Source organism: Paraburkholderia sp. NMBU_R16, from assembly GCF_013282575.1.
Classification (GTDB): Bacteria; Pseudomonadota; Gammaproteobacteria; order Burkholderiales; family Burkholderiaceae; genus Trinickia.
In genome coordinates this window covers 1-13,839 of sequence record NZ_JAAAYE010000038.1, presented here as the reverse complement: position 1 = coordinate 13,839, position 13,839 = coordinate 1, and the positions used below count along the sequence as shown (strand labels likewise).

Genomic DNA, 13,839 nt, shown 5'->3' with positions numbered 1-13,839 from the left:
GTTGCCGTCTTGCGCACCGGCGACGCGATCTATCGTGGTTCGCTGCGTGCCGTCCCTTCATCCGTGTCGGGTGGCTCGATCAAAGCACCCGCACGCGGTTCGCCCGCAAACGGCGCGCCCGCGCCATGCTGTCGCGCAATCCAGTTGCGGCGCTCCTCGCGCGGCGTGACGCCGAACCGTTCGCGGTACGCATTCGAAAAATGCGCGGCCGACGAAAATCCGCATGCCAGGCTGACCTGCACAATCGATTTGCTCGAGCGCTGCAGCTGCAAACGCGCCTTCGTGAGCCGAAGACCTAAGTAGTACTTCGACGGCATTGCGCCGAGATACTGCTTGAAGAGCCGCTCGAGCTGACGGCGCGAGATACCGACGAGTTCCGCGATCTCGTCCGTCGTCAGCGGATCTTCGACATTCGCATCCATCAGCTGTAACGCATCGTTGAGCCGCGGATGGCGTTCGCCGGGCGCCGTCACGTGCGGAATGCGTTGGCGCTCTTCGCCTGAGCGCAGCACACCGAGGCCCAACGCGTCGGCAATGCGTTCGGCCAACTCCGGGCCGTGCTCGCGCGCGACCATGGCGAGCATGAAGTCGGCACTGGCTTGGCCACCCGCGCAGCTCGCCCGGTCGCGGTCGATCTCGAAGAGCTGCTGCGTCACGATCGAGCGCTCGAACTGCTCCGCGAACTGCTGATAGGTTTCCCAATTCACACTGACCCGATAGCCCGAAAGCTGGCCCGCCATGGCGAGCCACCAGACGCCATGATGAATACCGGTGACGAGCGGCGTGCGCTGGCCCACGCGCGCGAGCGACGCGAGAAAGAGCCGGTAATCGGCGAATTGCTGAAAACGCTCCGTGACGACGATAAGCCAATCGCAGGCGATGCCGTCGCCGAATGCGCCATCGGCCGCCAACGTAGCCCCCCCGTCGAGCGGCACGGCCCGGCCATCCCACGAGCAAATCCGCCAGCGGTAAAGCAGGCGGCCGTCGATTTCGTTGGCGAGGCGCAGCGTATCGACGATCGGGCCGAGCCCCGACATCGAAACGGGCGGCAGCGCCACGATGACAACCTCCGTGGCACGCGGCGCGCCTGACGTGCTCGGCACGACCTGGCCGGCGCGTACCATCACGCTGTCCCCGCGTCGAACGGCTGACATGCTTCGAATATGCGGGGTACGCCCGGCGCCGATCGGGCGGTGGGTCCATGAGACGGTCTCGACAGCACTAACCGCATGCCTGGCTTATTTGAGGCTGCCCGACAGGAACTGCCGCAGCCGCTCGCTTCGTGGCTGGGCGAGCACGATCGACGGATCGCCCTCTTCCTCGGTCCGGCCCTGGTGCAAAAACATGACATGGTTGGAGACGTTTCGCGCAAAGCCCATCTCGTGCGTGACGACGATCATCGTACGGCCTTCTTCGGCGAGTTTCTGCATGACTTTCAGCACTTCGCCGACAAGTTCCGGATCGAGGGCCGAAGTCGGCTCGTCGAACAGCATGACGTCCGGGTTCATGGCCAGCGCACGTGCGATCGCCACGCGTTGCTGCTGCCCGCCCGACAGGTGCGACGGATACTGCTGCTCGAGGCGAGGCGCGAGCCCGACCTTCTCGAGGTAAGCGCGTGCGCGTTCCTCGGCTTCGCGACGCGAGAGCCCGAGCACATGGATCGGCGCTTCGACGACGTTCTCGAGCACCGTCATATGCGCCCACAGATTGAAGTGCTGAAACACCATCGCGAGCTTCGTGCGCATGCGTTGCAGCTGCTTGTGATCTGCCACCTCGAGGTTGCCCGAGCGGTCGGCGCGCGTGCGCACGGCCTCCCCGTCGACGACGATCTGCCCGGCATTCGGCCGCTCGAGAAAGTTGATGCAACGCAAGAACGTGCTCTTGCCCGAACCGCTCGCGCCGATGATGCTGATGACGTCGCCGGCCTTTGCTTCGAGCGTCACGCCCTTGAGAACCTCGTTGTCGCCGTAGCGTTTGTGGATGTCGAGCGCCGCGAGCTTGACGGCGGTGGATTGGGATGTCGCTTGAAGCACCGTGCTCTCCTCGAGTAATTCAACGGCGGCCGACCGCGAGGTACGCCAGCCAGTGCTGTTCGGCCCGTCTGAATACCGCGACGAGCGCAAACGATACCGCAAGATAGATCAATGCAGCGATGCCGAATGCCTGAAACGACATGTACGTTGCCGAATTGGCGTCGCGTGCGACCTTGAGTACGTCGGGCACCGTGGCGGTAAATGCGATCGTCGTCGCATGCAGCATGAGAATGACCTCGTTGCTGTAAAGCGGTAACGCGCGTCGCAGCGCCGAGGGCAAGACGATGCGCCGGTACATCGTGAAGCGGTGCATGCCATAGGCGCGCGCAGCTTCGACTTCGCCATGCGAGATCGAGCGGATCGCGCCCGCGAAGATCTCCGTCGTATAGGCGCCCGTATTGAGACCGAAGGCTAGGATGGCGCAGTTCAGCCCGCTGCGGAAAAACTCGTTCAGCGTGGGATGCGCGCGCACGACTTCGAGGCTGTAAAGACCCGAGTAGATGAGCAGCAACTGCACATAAAGCGGCGTGCCGCGAAAGATGTAGGTATAGCAGCGCACCGGCACCGACAACCAGCGATTGCGCGAGACGCGCGCAACGGCAAGCGGCACGGCCATGGTAAAGCCGATCGCGAGCGAGGCGACGAGCAGCCAGAGCGTCATGGCCAGGCCCGATAGGCCCTGCCCGTCCCAATAGAGAAACGCCCGGCCGAATTGGGAAACAATGTCGATCATAGCTCCGCCTTTCGTACGCCGAGGGAATAGCGGCGGTCGAGCCAAATGAGCGCGATGTTCGACACGGTGGTGATGGCCAGATAGATCAGCGCGGCAACGACGACGAAAAAGAACATGTTGAACGTGCTCTTTCCGGCGTCCTGCGCGGCCTTCACGACGTCCGCAAGACCGATGATCGATACGAGCGCGGTCGCCTTGACGAGCACCTGCCAGTTGTTGCCGATACCGGGCAGCGCGAAGCGCATCATCTGCGGAAAGAGGATGCGTGCGAAGACGCGCGCGCCGCTCATCCCGTAGGCCATGCCGGCTTCGAGCTGCCCGCGGGGCACGGCCATGAACGCGCCCCGAAAGGTTTCCGTGAAGTAGGCGCCATAAATGAAGCCGAGTGTCAGCACGCCGGCGACGAACGGATCGATATCGATCTGTTCGATGCCGAGCGCGTCGGTCAGCTGATTCACCGCGATCTGGATACTGTAAAAGAGCAACAGCATCAGCACGAGATCCGGCACCGAACGGATCAATGTCGTGTAGGCCGTGGCCGCGCCCGCCACGGCCGGCCGGCGCGAAAGCTTGGCCAGCGCGCCGGCGAGGCCCAGCAGCACCGCCACGGCGAGCGAGAGCACCGACAGCTCGATCGTCTTCAGCGTGCCCGCAAGCAACACCGGTCCAAAACCGTAGAGAAACACGCGCATCTCCGTCTTAAGGGATGGCGCGGATCGTCGCAAGCGAAAAATGTTTCCGCAAACGCGGCGCCGTGCTTTGCGGCAGTGCAACATCCGCGTTATCGAGACCGCACGTCACGCCCTGCCGCTCATACGCGGGCGCTGCGGCGAGCCAGTCGACTCGGCTCCGGGTGAATTGCGAAAACTTCCCGTCGCATTTTCGATATTCGAATGCGCCCGGGCCTCTTCACGCCTACCGTACGAGGCTGCGCCCGCGCGAGAGCTCGGCCCATTGCCACGACGCAAGCGCCGCACAGCCGAAGACGACCTCGCGCATGCGCTTGACGAGCGCGAGCGACAGCGCGACTTCGCGGTCGACCCCGAACAGCTGCGCGAGCAGCACCACGGCAGCTTCCTGGACGCCGAGTCCGCCGGGCACCATGAACGCGGCGTGGCGCACAGCCTGCGTGAGCGCCTCGATGGCGATGGCGCCGCCAATCGAGACCGGATGGCCCAGCAACGCCAGCGCCCAATAAGTCTCGAGCGCGCCGAGCACATAGCCGGCGAGCTGCCAGGCGAACGCCCTCACGAGCACCCCGGTCTTTTTCATCAGCGCGTCGATTTCTTCATCGAGCCGCTTGCCGTCGATGCCTTGCAGCAGCCGATGCTCGCTGCCGAGCGCGCGCACGGCGAAACGTTCGATGGCATGAAAGACCCCCCCACGGCGCACGAGCGCGATCGTCACGAAGGGTAGCGGCAACGACATCGCGAGCGCCAGGGCGATCGTCGTCGCACCCGCCCCACCCGTCGAAGCAAAGATCAGCACGAGGCCGAGCGCCGAAAACGCGTACTGCACGGCGATCGTGATCAATACCTCGACGATCACCGATGCGCTGACCCGAGACGCATCGCTCACGTGCCAACGCGCCAGGCGAATGCCGACGATCTCGCCGCCCACTCCTACCACGGGCAGCAGCCGGCTCACCGCCTCACGGACCGTCGCGACCCACCACAGAAAGACGAGCGGCGCGCGCCCTCGCAGCAGCAACTGCCACGCGCGTGCATCGAGCAGGAGCGGCAGCGCGTGAAATGGCACGAGCCAAAGCAGCGCAAACCCGGCCTCGCCGATGATGTGCACGACATCGCCCGCTCCGTTGCGCACGACGAGCGCAATCAGGATCGCAATGCCGATGGGCCAGCCGGCCCACTTGAACCATTTCGTCATAGCTATCGGCCCTGCGCTGCGCTTGGGCCCGGTATCCGTGCGACGCCTGCACCGCAGACATCGGCGAATCCGCCTCTCGGGATGCCCGCGATCGCCGCGGCGACGCGCGGCGAGACGAGTGCAGCCAATTCGTCTGCGTGGCGATACTCGTGCATCGAGGCGCTGATCGGCCCCTGCCCCGCTTCGCCGGGCTCCGCGGGATGACAATAGATTTCGCCGATGCCTTCGGGCAACGCGGCCAGCGCGTCGAGCATGACGGCTTCGTCCATGCCACCCGTGTTTGCGATACCGACGACGTAATCGTTGTGCGCAATCCCCGCGCGCGCAAGCCGCGCGCGCATCAGCGCGATCCAGGGCGCGAGCCACCAGGGCGCATGCGCTTCGAACGGCAGACGGATCGCCGCGAGCCCATACTCGCGCCCGATCGACAGGACGAGCGACAGCACCGTCGGATGCACATGGAAGTGCTTATGGGCGTTGACGTGGTCGAGCGTCAAACCGGTTGCGGCGAACGCTTCGAACTGCGCGCGGATTTCGCGCGCGAGCTGTGCGCGCACGGCGGGCAGAAAAAAGAAGCGAAAACCGTCGCGCACCATCGCATCGCCGAACCGACCGTCGGCACCGACGAGCGCGGGAATCTCGGACGGGGGCAACGTCGCCGGCCCGTCCGCGAGTACGAGGTGTAAGCCCACGCGCAGGCCCGGCAGCCGACGAGCGCGCTCGACGGCGTCGCCCGCCGCCGGCGCGCTCACCATGAGGCTCGCGCTCGTCAACACGCCATCGCGATGCGCGCGTTCGACGGCCCGGTTCACGCGCACATCGAGGCCGAAATCGTCGGCCGTGACGATCAGTGCCCGCGCGGCAGAACGAGACACCGGATTACTTCCGTACGAGGGTTGAGCTCATGCCTCATGTGCGCGCAGGAAGCGGAAGAACTCGACGCCTTCGCGCAGACGCCGCTTCATCATGTCCCAGCTCGTCAGCATCTCGCGCACGATCTCCCAGATCTTCGAGGGACGGAAATAGAACTCCTTGTAAAACGCCTCGAGGTGGTGATAGATCTCTTCGCGCGACAGATGCGGGTAGCCGATCGCGGCGAGCTGCACGCCTTCCTTGCTCACCAGATTGATGACCTTGTTTTCTTCGAGCCAGCCGTTTTCGACGGCTTGCTTGTACAGCGTCGTGCCGGGATAGGGCGCGGCGAGCGAGACCTGGATCGTGTGCGGATTGATTTCCTTCGCGTACTCGATCGTCTTGCGGATCGTCTCCTTCGTCTCGCCGGGCAAACCGAGAATGAAGGTGCCGTGGATCTTGATGCCGAGCTTCTTGCAGTCCGCGTTGAAGCGGCGCGCGAAATCCGTGCGCAACCCTTTCTTGATGTTGACGAGAATCTGATCGTCGCCCGACTCGTAGCCGACGAGCAGCAAGCGCAGGCCGTTCTCCTTCATGATCTTCAGCGTCGAGTACGGCACGTTCGCCTTGGCGTTGCACGACCACGTCACGCCAAGCTTGCCGAGCCCGCGGGCGATCTCTTCCGCGCGCGGCGTGTCGTCGGTGAAAGTGTCGTCGTCGAACATGATCTCCTTCACTTCCGGCATGTTGTCGCGAATCCACTTCACTTCCTCGAGCACGTTCTCGACCGAGCGCGTGCGATAGCGGTGGCCGCTGACCGTCTGCGGCCACAGGCAGAACGTGCAGCGCGACTTGCAACCGCGCCCGGTGTAGATCGACACGTACGGGTAGTTCAGGTAGCCGATGAAGTAGTTGTCGATCTTCAGATCGCGCTTGTACACGGGCGCGACGAACGGCAACTCGTCCATGTTCTCGAGGATCGGACGCGCTTCGTTGTGCTCGATCGAGCCGTCCTTCGCGCGCCAGCTCAAACCCTTGATTTCCGGGAACGGCTTGCCTTCGGCGATTTCCTTGCAGGTGAAGTCGAACTCCTCGCGGCAGACGAAATCGATCGCGTCGGTTGCCGTGAGCGAGTTATGAGGATCCACCGCTACCTTGGCGCCCACCATGCCGATCAGCACCGACGGTTTGCGCTTTTTCAGGTCCTGCGCAAAAAGCGCGTCGGTCGGAAACGACGGCGTGCTCGTATGGATGAAAACGACGTCGTATTCGACGGCAATGTCGAGCGATGCCTGCACCGAGAGTCCGTCGGCCGGTGCGTCGAGCACGCGGCTGCCGGGCACGAGCGCCGCGGGCTGCGCGAGCCAGGTCGGATACCAGAACGAGCGGATCTCGCGCTTGGCCTGATAGCGCGATCCGGCTCCGCCGTCGAAGCCGTCATAGGACGGGGCCTGCAAGAACAGGGATTTCATGGATGCTCCGGCAACCTGCATGAATACGGATGAAAAGAAGAAGACTGTGCGAACGCGGCGTCAGGAGCCATCGGAGCCCTCCGCCACGCGCGCCACGATGGGTACCCGGGCGCCGCGCCAGGTGACGTGCGAGCCGAACGCCGCGGCAAGCCACTGCAGCGCAAGCAACCCATCGCGCAGCGGAACGAGCGGCAGATCGCGCCAGAACGTGCTGATATGGCGCGCGCCTCGCGCGTGCACCGCGAGCCGCGCGAGCAAGCCAAGCACCGCGGCGGCGGCCAGCACCGCAACGCGCACGGGTGCGCCATGGCCGGCGAGCCCGTAGGCAAGCAGTGCGGCCAGCACGACCCACGGCATCGTGAACGTCACGAACAGAAACGCGAAACCGGCCGGGTTGATCGAGCGGATCGTGCGCAGCCAGCGCGTCTCGCGTCGCCACAGCGACGCGAAATCGGGCTCGATGACGTCCGTGGCCACCACGACCTCCGACAACACCGTTTCGAGACCCCGCACGCGCGCATGCTCGGCCAGCCAGTAATCGTCGGCCAGGCAATCCTTGAGGGCGGCAAAGCCGCCCGTCAATTCCAGCGTCGTGGCGCGCAGCGCGAGCGTCGCGCCGAAGCCGAAGCGCCGGGAACCGCCCGCATGCGCGAGCCGCACCGACGGCGCGAACCATTCGTTGACGAACAGCGCACCCACGCGCGTCCAGAAACCGCCGACGCTTTCGGCGTGGTACAGGCACGTGACGATGCCGACTTCGGGGTCGTCCAACGGCGCGGTGACCGCTTCCAGATAGCCGGGCTCGACCGCGATGTCGCTGTCCGCCACGACGATGAGCGGATGCTTCGCACGCGCGGCGAGATTGATGAGATTGCTGACCTTCAGGTTCTTGCCGTGCACGCGCGAATCGACGACGAGTTCGATATCGCGCCCCGGGTAGACGGCCTGCAGCCGCCGCACGACACCGATGGCCGCATCGTTCGGCGAGGAAACGCCGAAAAGCAGCTGGTAGCACGGATGGCGCTGCTCGCAGAAAGTCGCGAGATTTTCGAAGAGCCGCGGCTCGGCACCGCACAGCGGCTTGAGCACGCTCACGCCCAATGGGCTCGCGGGCGGCCGGGCGGCGCGGGCCCGGCTGAACGCCCGTGCCGACGGCATGGCCAACGCCGCCGCAAGCGCATAGCCCGCGGCGATGCACGCGAGCATCACCAGCATCCAATCGGACAATGCCGAGGCCACCGCCGCGTTCACCGTACGCGCCCCGCCAATGGCGGCACGCAACGGACCGGCTCGCGGCACGCCACGGTCAACCGCGATGAAAAGGTGCTGGCTCGCACGGGTCGTTGCTCCTTCATAGAAGACGAGCGCGTGCCTCGTGCCACAGGTCCCGGCGGGAAAATGGGCCCCGCCCGCGCGCCTGAAGCTCGAAGCCGCAAACCCGTAATTGTAGCAGTGCGAAGCATAAGCGGTGCCGCAACGCGTATCGACTACTGGATTCCGTCGCGTGGACGCTGCATTGGGCACGGCGGCCGGGCGCGCAACGTGCGGTATCCGGCCCCGAGCGATGACGCGGCGCAGCAAGTCATGTATCGTGTTCAATTAGATGCTGTTTCCCGCCGCCCGCACGAGCGGTCGAAGCGACTCGCGCCGGCCGGCGGGCCAGTCGACCTCGAAGCGCGCGCCGCGCGAAGCGAAGCCACCATGAAAAACGTTCTCAGCATACAGCCGCATGTCGTGTTCGGCCATGTAGGCAACAGCGCCGCGGTGTTTCCGATGCAACGCCTCGGCGTGAACGTCTGGCCGCTCGAGACGATGCAGTTTTCGAATCACATGCAGTACGGCCACTGGGCCGGCAGCGCGATCGACGCCGCCCAGATGAACGAACTCGTCGAAGGAATCGGTACTATTGGCGTCTTGCGGCGCTGCGACGCCGTGCTCTCCGGCTACTTGAGTTCGACTGAGCAGGTGCAGGCCGTCGTCGATATCGTGAAGGCGGTGAAAGCGGCCAATCCCCAAGCGTGGCATTTCGCCACGCCGGTCATCGGCGCGGGCGCCGGCGCCCACGTCGACGAATACCTGCTCAGCGCGATGCCCGCGGCCACCGATGGCCTCGCTCCGAATCACGAAACGCTGCAAAAGCTGGTCGGCCGTGCAATCGAGACCGTCGACGAAGCCGTCGTGGCCTCTCGGGAGATCATCGCGCGCGGGCCGCAACTCGTGCTCGTCAAGCAGTTGCGGGATCGCAACAGCCCGGCCGACCGCGTCAACCTGCTTGCGGTGACAGCGAGCGAGGCGTGGATGAGCCAGTATCCGCGCTACCCGTTCGCCCGCCAGCCCGTCGGCGTGTCGGAACTCACGAGTGCCATATTCGTCGCACGGCGCCTCACGGGAGATTCAGTGCGAACCGCGCTCGAGCATACGTCCGCCGCTGTGCACGCGGTGCTGAAGGCGACTTACGAAGCCGGTCGCTACGAGCTCGAACTCGTCGCCGCACAAGACGATATCGCGCGTCCGCGCGAGTGGCTCGGCGCGTGGTTCGTCGGGGCCGCCTGACGCGCATCGCCGCCGCGCGGGCGGTGCTTCCGCGGAACGAGCGTGTTTGCCCTGATTGCCGGCGCAGCGCCGCTATGCCGAAATGCGCATGCTGGACGACGCGAACGGTCAAGACGGCCTGTTATTGGCTTCCTATATTCGCGTCAAGGGGGTGCCGCGGCAGGCCGACGCGCCGGCGGCACAGATCGACGAAAACTACGAATCCCAGGAGGTTCCGCCACACGCCCTCTCACCGAACAAGAGTCGTGCACCGGCGTTTTCGGCGCGGATAAGATCCGCGCGTGTCGCGCACCTTCGCGCGCATGCCGGGATGCACACCACTGCCGTTTTCCATGTTGTCGCCCAAAAGGAAAGAACATGCGTTTCGCGAAGACGATTACCCCTATCGCAGTTGCTGTTGGAGCGCTTCTCGCAGTCGTGCCGTTTTCCGCATCCGCCGATGTCACGGTCAAGATCGGCTTTGCCGCCCCGCTCACGGGCCCCAACGCCAGCTACGGCAAGGATCTCCAGGACGGCGTGCAGATGGCGCTCGACGATGCCAAGGCGCAAGGCATCAAGATCAACGGACAGCCCGCATCGTTTCAACTCGTCGCCGAGGACGATCAGGCGGATCCCAAGACCGGCTCCCAGGTGGCGCAGAAGCTCGTCGATGAGGGCGTGAACGTGATCGTCGGCCACTTCAATTCGGGCACGACGATTCCGGCCTCCGAGATCTACCAGAAAGCGGGCGTTCCCGACATCGATCCGGCCGCCACGAATCCGATCATCACGGGGCGCGGCTACGAGAACGTGTTCATGGTGATTTCGAGCGATGCGCAAAACGCGGGTACGGCAGGCACGTATGCCGTGCAGACGACCAAGGCCAAGCGCATCGCGATCATCGACGACCGGACGGCATTCGGTCAGGGCGAAGCCGACGAATTCGAGAAGGCCGTCAAGAAGGCTGGCGGCAATATCGTGGGACGCGAATATACGACGAACAGCGCGACCGACTTCAAGACGCAACTCACGAAGCTCAAAGGCGTCAACCCGGACCTCATCTTCGTCGCAGCGCTCAACCCGCAGGCCGCGGGCATCATGAAACAGATGCGCCAGCTTGGCATCAAGGCTCAGTTCGTGGGCGGCGGCGGCGTGAAGGACATCGACTTCATCAAGCTCGCCGGCGACTCCGCCCAGGGCGCCCTGGCGTGGGAGTACGGCCGCCCGCTCGACAGCACGCCGGTGGGTAAGGAGTTCGCGAGCAAATTCAAGGCGAAGTTCGGCGTCGATGTGCTGTCGTACGCGCCGTTCGGCTACGACGCCGCATGGACGGCCATCAAAGCCATGCAGGCCGCGAACTCGATCAAGCCGGAGGACTACCGTCCCAAGCTCAAGGCGATCAGCTTCGACGGCATCACCGGCCATATCGCATTCAACTCGAACGGTTCGCTCAAGCAAGGCTCGTCGACCGTCTATGAAGTCAAGAACGGTCAGTGGGTGACCGTTGCCACGAAAGCGGGGCTCTGATCCAGCGCCCAGGCATCGCCGCCGCACCGCACGACACGGCGCCTTCGGGCGCCGTGTTGCGTTTCCGGCTCAGGCGAACCGCTCGTCCTGTGCGCCATGCGCGCGATGCGCCTCGAGCCAGCGCCCGATGAGCGGCCACGTTTCGCGCGCGGCATTGCGCGAGAGAATCAAGCGCTCGTGCGTATAGTCTTCGCTAAAACCGCGATCGCGGCCGCACAGCCGGTAGGTACGGTCCGCGCCGCCGAAGGCGTTGGCCAGCGTCGCGCACCCTTGCTCCGGTGCGATGAATGCATCGCCGCTGCCTGCGAGCGCAAGCAGCGGTACTTCGACGGCGCCGAGCGCGCCCAGGTAATCGAACCCGTCCTCGCCGTCGAACGTCCGGGTAAGGCTCCACCGGCACCACTGGCGCATGAGTCGCGGCTCTTCGCCCTCGGGACCGACGCGCAAAAGCCAGCTGGGCAAGCGCCCACCGCAGGCGATCCACGCGGCCATCGCCCGCACGCGCGCGCGGTTGCGCCAACTCAGCGCCGCGGCCGTCGCCTGGCTGGCCAACAACACGAGTCCGCCGAATTCACGTGCCGCGCGCGCCGGATTGCGCGCCATCCACATCGCCGCAACGAGCCCGCCGCCGCTGTGCCCGACCCAGTAGATCGGTCGCCCCCCGCTTTTCGTCCTGAGCGCATCGACGACGGCCTCGACATCTTCGCGCGCGACCGTGTCGAACGTGTAAGGCGTCGGCGCCTTTGCGCTGCGGCCGTGCCCGCGCCAGTCGAACACCCAGCAGGCAAGCCCACGGCGGGCCAGGTACTCGGCGAGCGCCATGCAGCAGCGGTGGTTCGAGAACGTACCGTGCGTGAGAACGACGGGCGCGCCCCGGCCGTTGCCCACGCGCGTGAGGGCGAGCCGCACACCGTCCCGGGTCGAAATACATTCGGCGAGCGCGGTCATATCTCGGCGTGAATCGGAACGACGCGCCGCGTACCGCCCCCGAGGTCCACGCCATCGCGCAACTGGCGTAGCCGCGTCTGGCTCATCAGCGCTTGCAGCATGGGGATGTGAAACGCCCCGATGTCGACGAAACGGATCGTATCGTTTTCGATTTCGATCCACCCGCGCGCACCGAGCTCCTCCCAGATCGGCTCGAACTCTCCGATGGCGTCGCACCCGAACGCCATTTCGTAGGCACCGAGATCGATATTCATCGTCTGCATCTCCTGGAAGAGCCATGCAAGCTTCATGTCCGGCAAGGCCTGCACGAACTGCCTGTCGACCGGAAACTGCCCGGCATCGATCGCGGCATGATACGCCTCGAGCGAGCGATGATTCATCTGCAACCAGTTGAGCCCGTCGTCCGGGCTCCACGACGATGGGGGCATGCTGATCGCCGCATAGCCGATGCCGATCATGTGCTGCGTGACGAGATCGCTTCCGTCCATACTGAGGAGGCGGCGCAGGTGCGTTTCGTATTCGTAGCGCTCGGCGCCGGCAAATTCGAAGCGCCCGTCGCCGTCAGGGGCGATGCGCTCCCAGTCATACACGGTCGCTTGACGAAACCCCCGGGCGCTCAGAAATCGCACGGATTCACGATACATCTCGATCGTCTCCTCGAGCGACGGCAACTGCGCACGTTGCGTCTTGCTGAAGTCGCTGCGCCCCGCGATATTGAGCTGATAGTGCGTGATATGGCGAACGCCCGAGCGCGCCAGTTCGTCGAGATCGAACAGCATGTCGTCGACTGTCTGCTCGGGCCAGCCGTAAATGAGGTCCACGTTGCAGGCGAGCTGAGCCTCGTTGAAATATGCCAGCGCGTCCATCACTTGCTGGCGCGTCTGCTTGCGGCCGCTATAGCGGATCAGCCGGTCGCTCAGTTGCTGCACGCCCATGCTTACACGCGTGAAGCCGGCGCTGCGAATGGCATCGACCTTGTCACGCGTGAAAAGCTGCGGGATGCCCTCGAGCGTCTTCTCGATTCCGGGCGCGACGTCGCCATAGAGCTTCCGGACGATCGTCATGAGGCGCGCATACTCGCCGTCACGCAGCAGGTTCGGCGTGCCACCGCCGACGTAGAGCGATGCCAGCGTATCGCCCGACAGCATATCGCCATAAAGGTCCGCTTCACGCTCGAGATAATCGAGGTAATCGGAAATTTGCGACTTCCCTCGATAATCCTGTGTGGGAAAAAGACAAAATCCGCAATGCGCCGGATCGGTCGGAATACAAAACGGAATACCCAAGTAAAGGTTGTCCTTGAACCGGCGCTGCTTCGCCAAATGTGCCCGCTTTTCCCAACGTTCGCGGGTCTTGCCATCGTTCGCCCGCCAATACATCGGGCTGGGGTGCGTATGGAGTACCTTGTTGCTCTGTGGACGCGAAAACTCGCGCTCGATGAACGCGGCTACATCAGCACGCGTCATATCGGTCGTAGACATGCCGTTCTCCGTGATCGACGCGCTCGGCAACGGCGCGCCGTTGCCAAGCTTCTTCCCCGATTCACCGTCTTGCTTTGTTGAATTCGTATTAATTCGACGGAATCGAGTTTAAGTCTGCATCGACTGCTCACCTGCGTCACAATCCGTAGTTCTTTTCGATTATCGGATTCGATATCACGCTTATGCAAAATCGATGTTCGTTTTCAACAGTGCGACGAAAACGAATACCCCGAAAATACGGTGTGCGCTAGCAGCTTGCTGAAATACCCCTCGTCAGCGAGCGCGTACCTTTCGTCGGCTCGTCGAGCCAGTCGATTTTTCGGGATATGGAAATCTGGGCCTCATTTCAGGGATTTCTGATGGTCTGAGGCTCG

General features: G+C 64.2%; 11 protein-coding genes and 1 pseudogene. 2 read left to right on the top strand and 10 right to left on the bottom strand.

Annotated elements, in window-relative coordinates; genetic code table 11:
- Nucleotides 1-29: 29 nt before the first annotated feature.
- From GWC77_RS18875 to hpnI, 8 genes and pseudogenes are all read right to left on the bottom strand, one after another.
- Nucleotides 30-1,124 (bottom strand): GlxA family transcriptional regulator, encoded by a 1,095-nt coding sequence (locus tag GWC77_RS18875; RefSeq protein WP_173259575.1) that lies wholly within the window; start codon nucleotides 1,122-1,124, stop codon nucleotides 30-32.
- A gap of 114 nt (nucleotides 1,125-1,238) precedes the next feature.
- Entirely contained in the window at nucleotides 1,239-2,033 is a 795-nt protein-coding gene (locus GWC77_RS18870; RefSeq protein WP_173259517.1) for an ATP-binding cassette domain-containing protein, read from the bottom strand.
- A 19-nt stretch (nucleotides 2,034-2,052) separates the two neighbouring features.
- Nucleotides 2,053-2,766 (bottom strand): ABC transporter permease, encoded by a 714-nt coding sequence (locus GWC77_RS18865; protein ID WP_173259515.1) that lies wholly within the window; start codon nucleotides 2,764-2,766, stop codon nucleotides 2,053-2,055.
- Complete coding sequence (locus tag GWC77_RS18860; protein ID WP_173259513.1) at nucleotides 2,763-3,452, bottom strand: histidine ABC transporter permease HisQ; 690 nt, start codon at nucleotides 3,450-3,452, stop codon at nucleotides 2,763-2,765. Before GWC77_RS18860 ends, GWC77_RS18865 begins: the two co-directional genes overlap by 4 nt.
- Nucleotides 3,453-3,577: 125 nt before the next feature.
- Nucleotides 3,578-4,653, bottom strand: a pseudogene (locus GWC77_RS18855) (lysylphosphatidylglycerol synthase domain-containing protein).
- A gap of 2 nt (nucleotides 4,654-4,655) precedes the next feature.
- On the bottom strand, nucleotides 4,656-5,528 hold the full coding sequence (gene hpnK, locus GWC77_RS18850; protein WP_173259509.1) for a hopanoid biosynthesis-associated protein HpnK: 873 nt from the start codon (nucleotides 5,526-5,528) through the stop codon (nucleotides 4,656-4,658).
- A 27-nt stretch (nucleotides 5,529-5,555) separates the two neighbouring features.
- Nucleotides 5,556-6,998 (bottom strand): hopanoid biosynthesis associated radical SAM protein HpnJ, encoded by a 1,443-nt coding sequence (hpnJ, locus tag GWC77_RS18845; protein ID WP_367949065.1) that lies wholly within the window; start codon nucleotides 6,996-6,998, stop codon nucleotides 5,556-5,558.
- Nucleotides 6,999-7,037: 39 nt separating this feature from the next.
- A complete protein-coding gene (hpnI, locus tag GWC77_RS18840) occupies nucleotides 7,038-8,192 on the bottom strand; it encodes a bacteriohopanetetrol glucosamine biosynthesis glycosyltransferase HpnI (protein ID WP_173259573.1) in 1,155 nt (384 codons plus the stop codon).
- Nucleotides 8,193-8,678: 486 nt separating this feature from the next.
- Here hpnI and pdxY point away from each other — a divergent pair, with 486 nt between their 5' ends.
- Entirely contained in the window at nucleotides 8,679-9,530 is an 852-nt protein-coding gene (pdxY, locus tag GWC77_RS18835; protein WP_173259505.1) for a pyridoxal kinase PdxY, read from the top strand.
- Nucleotides 9,531-9,887: 357 nt separating this feature from the next.
- Complete coding sequence (locus GWC77_RS18830) at nucleotides 9,888-11,036, top strand: branched-chain amino acid ABC transporter substrate-binding protein (protein ID WP_173259503.1); 1,149 nt, start codon at nucleotides 9,888-9,890, stop codon at nucleotides 11,034-11,036.
- A gap of 69 nt (nucleotides 11,037-11,105) precedes the next feature.
- Here the strand turns inward: GWC77_RS18830 and GWC77_RS18825 are convergent, their stop codons facing one another.
- The gene (locus GWC77_RS18825) at nucleotides 11,106-11,984 is read right to left on the bottom strand and encodes an alpha/beta fold hydrolase (RefSeq protein WP_173259501.1); all 879 of its coding nucleotides are present in this window, start codon (nucleotides 11,982-11,984) and stop codon (nucleotides 11,106-11,108) included.
- On the bottom strand, nucleotides 11,981-13,465 hold the full coding sequence (locus tag GWC77_RS18820) for a coproporphyrinogen-III oxidase family protein (RefSeq protein ID WP_254367036.1): 1,485 nt from the start codon (nucleotides 13,463-13,465) through the stop codon (nucleotides 11,981-11,983). Before GWC77_RS18820 ends, GWC77_RS18825 begins: the two co-directional genes overlap by 4 nt.
- Between the last annotated feature and the right edge of the window lie 374 nt (nucleotides 13,466-13,839).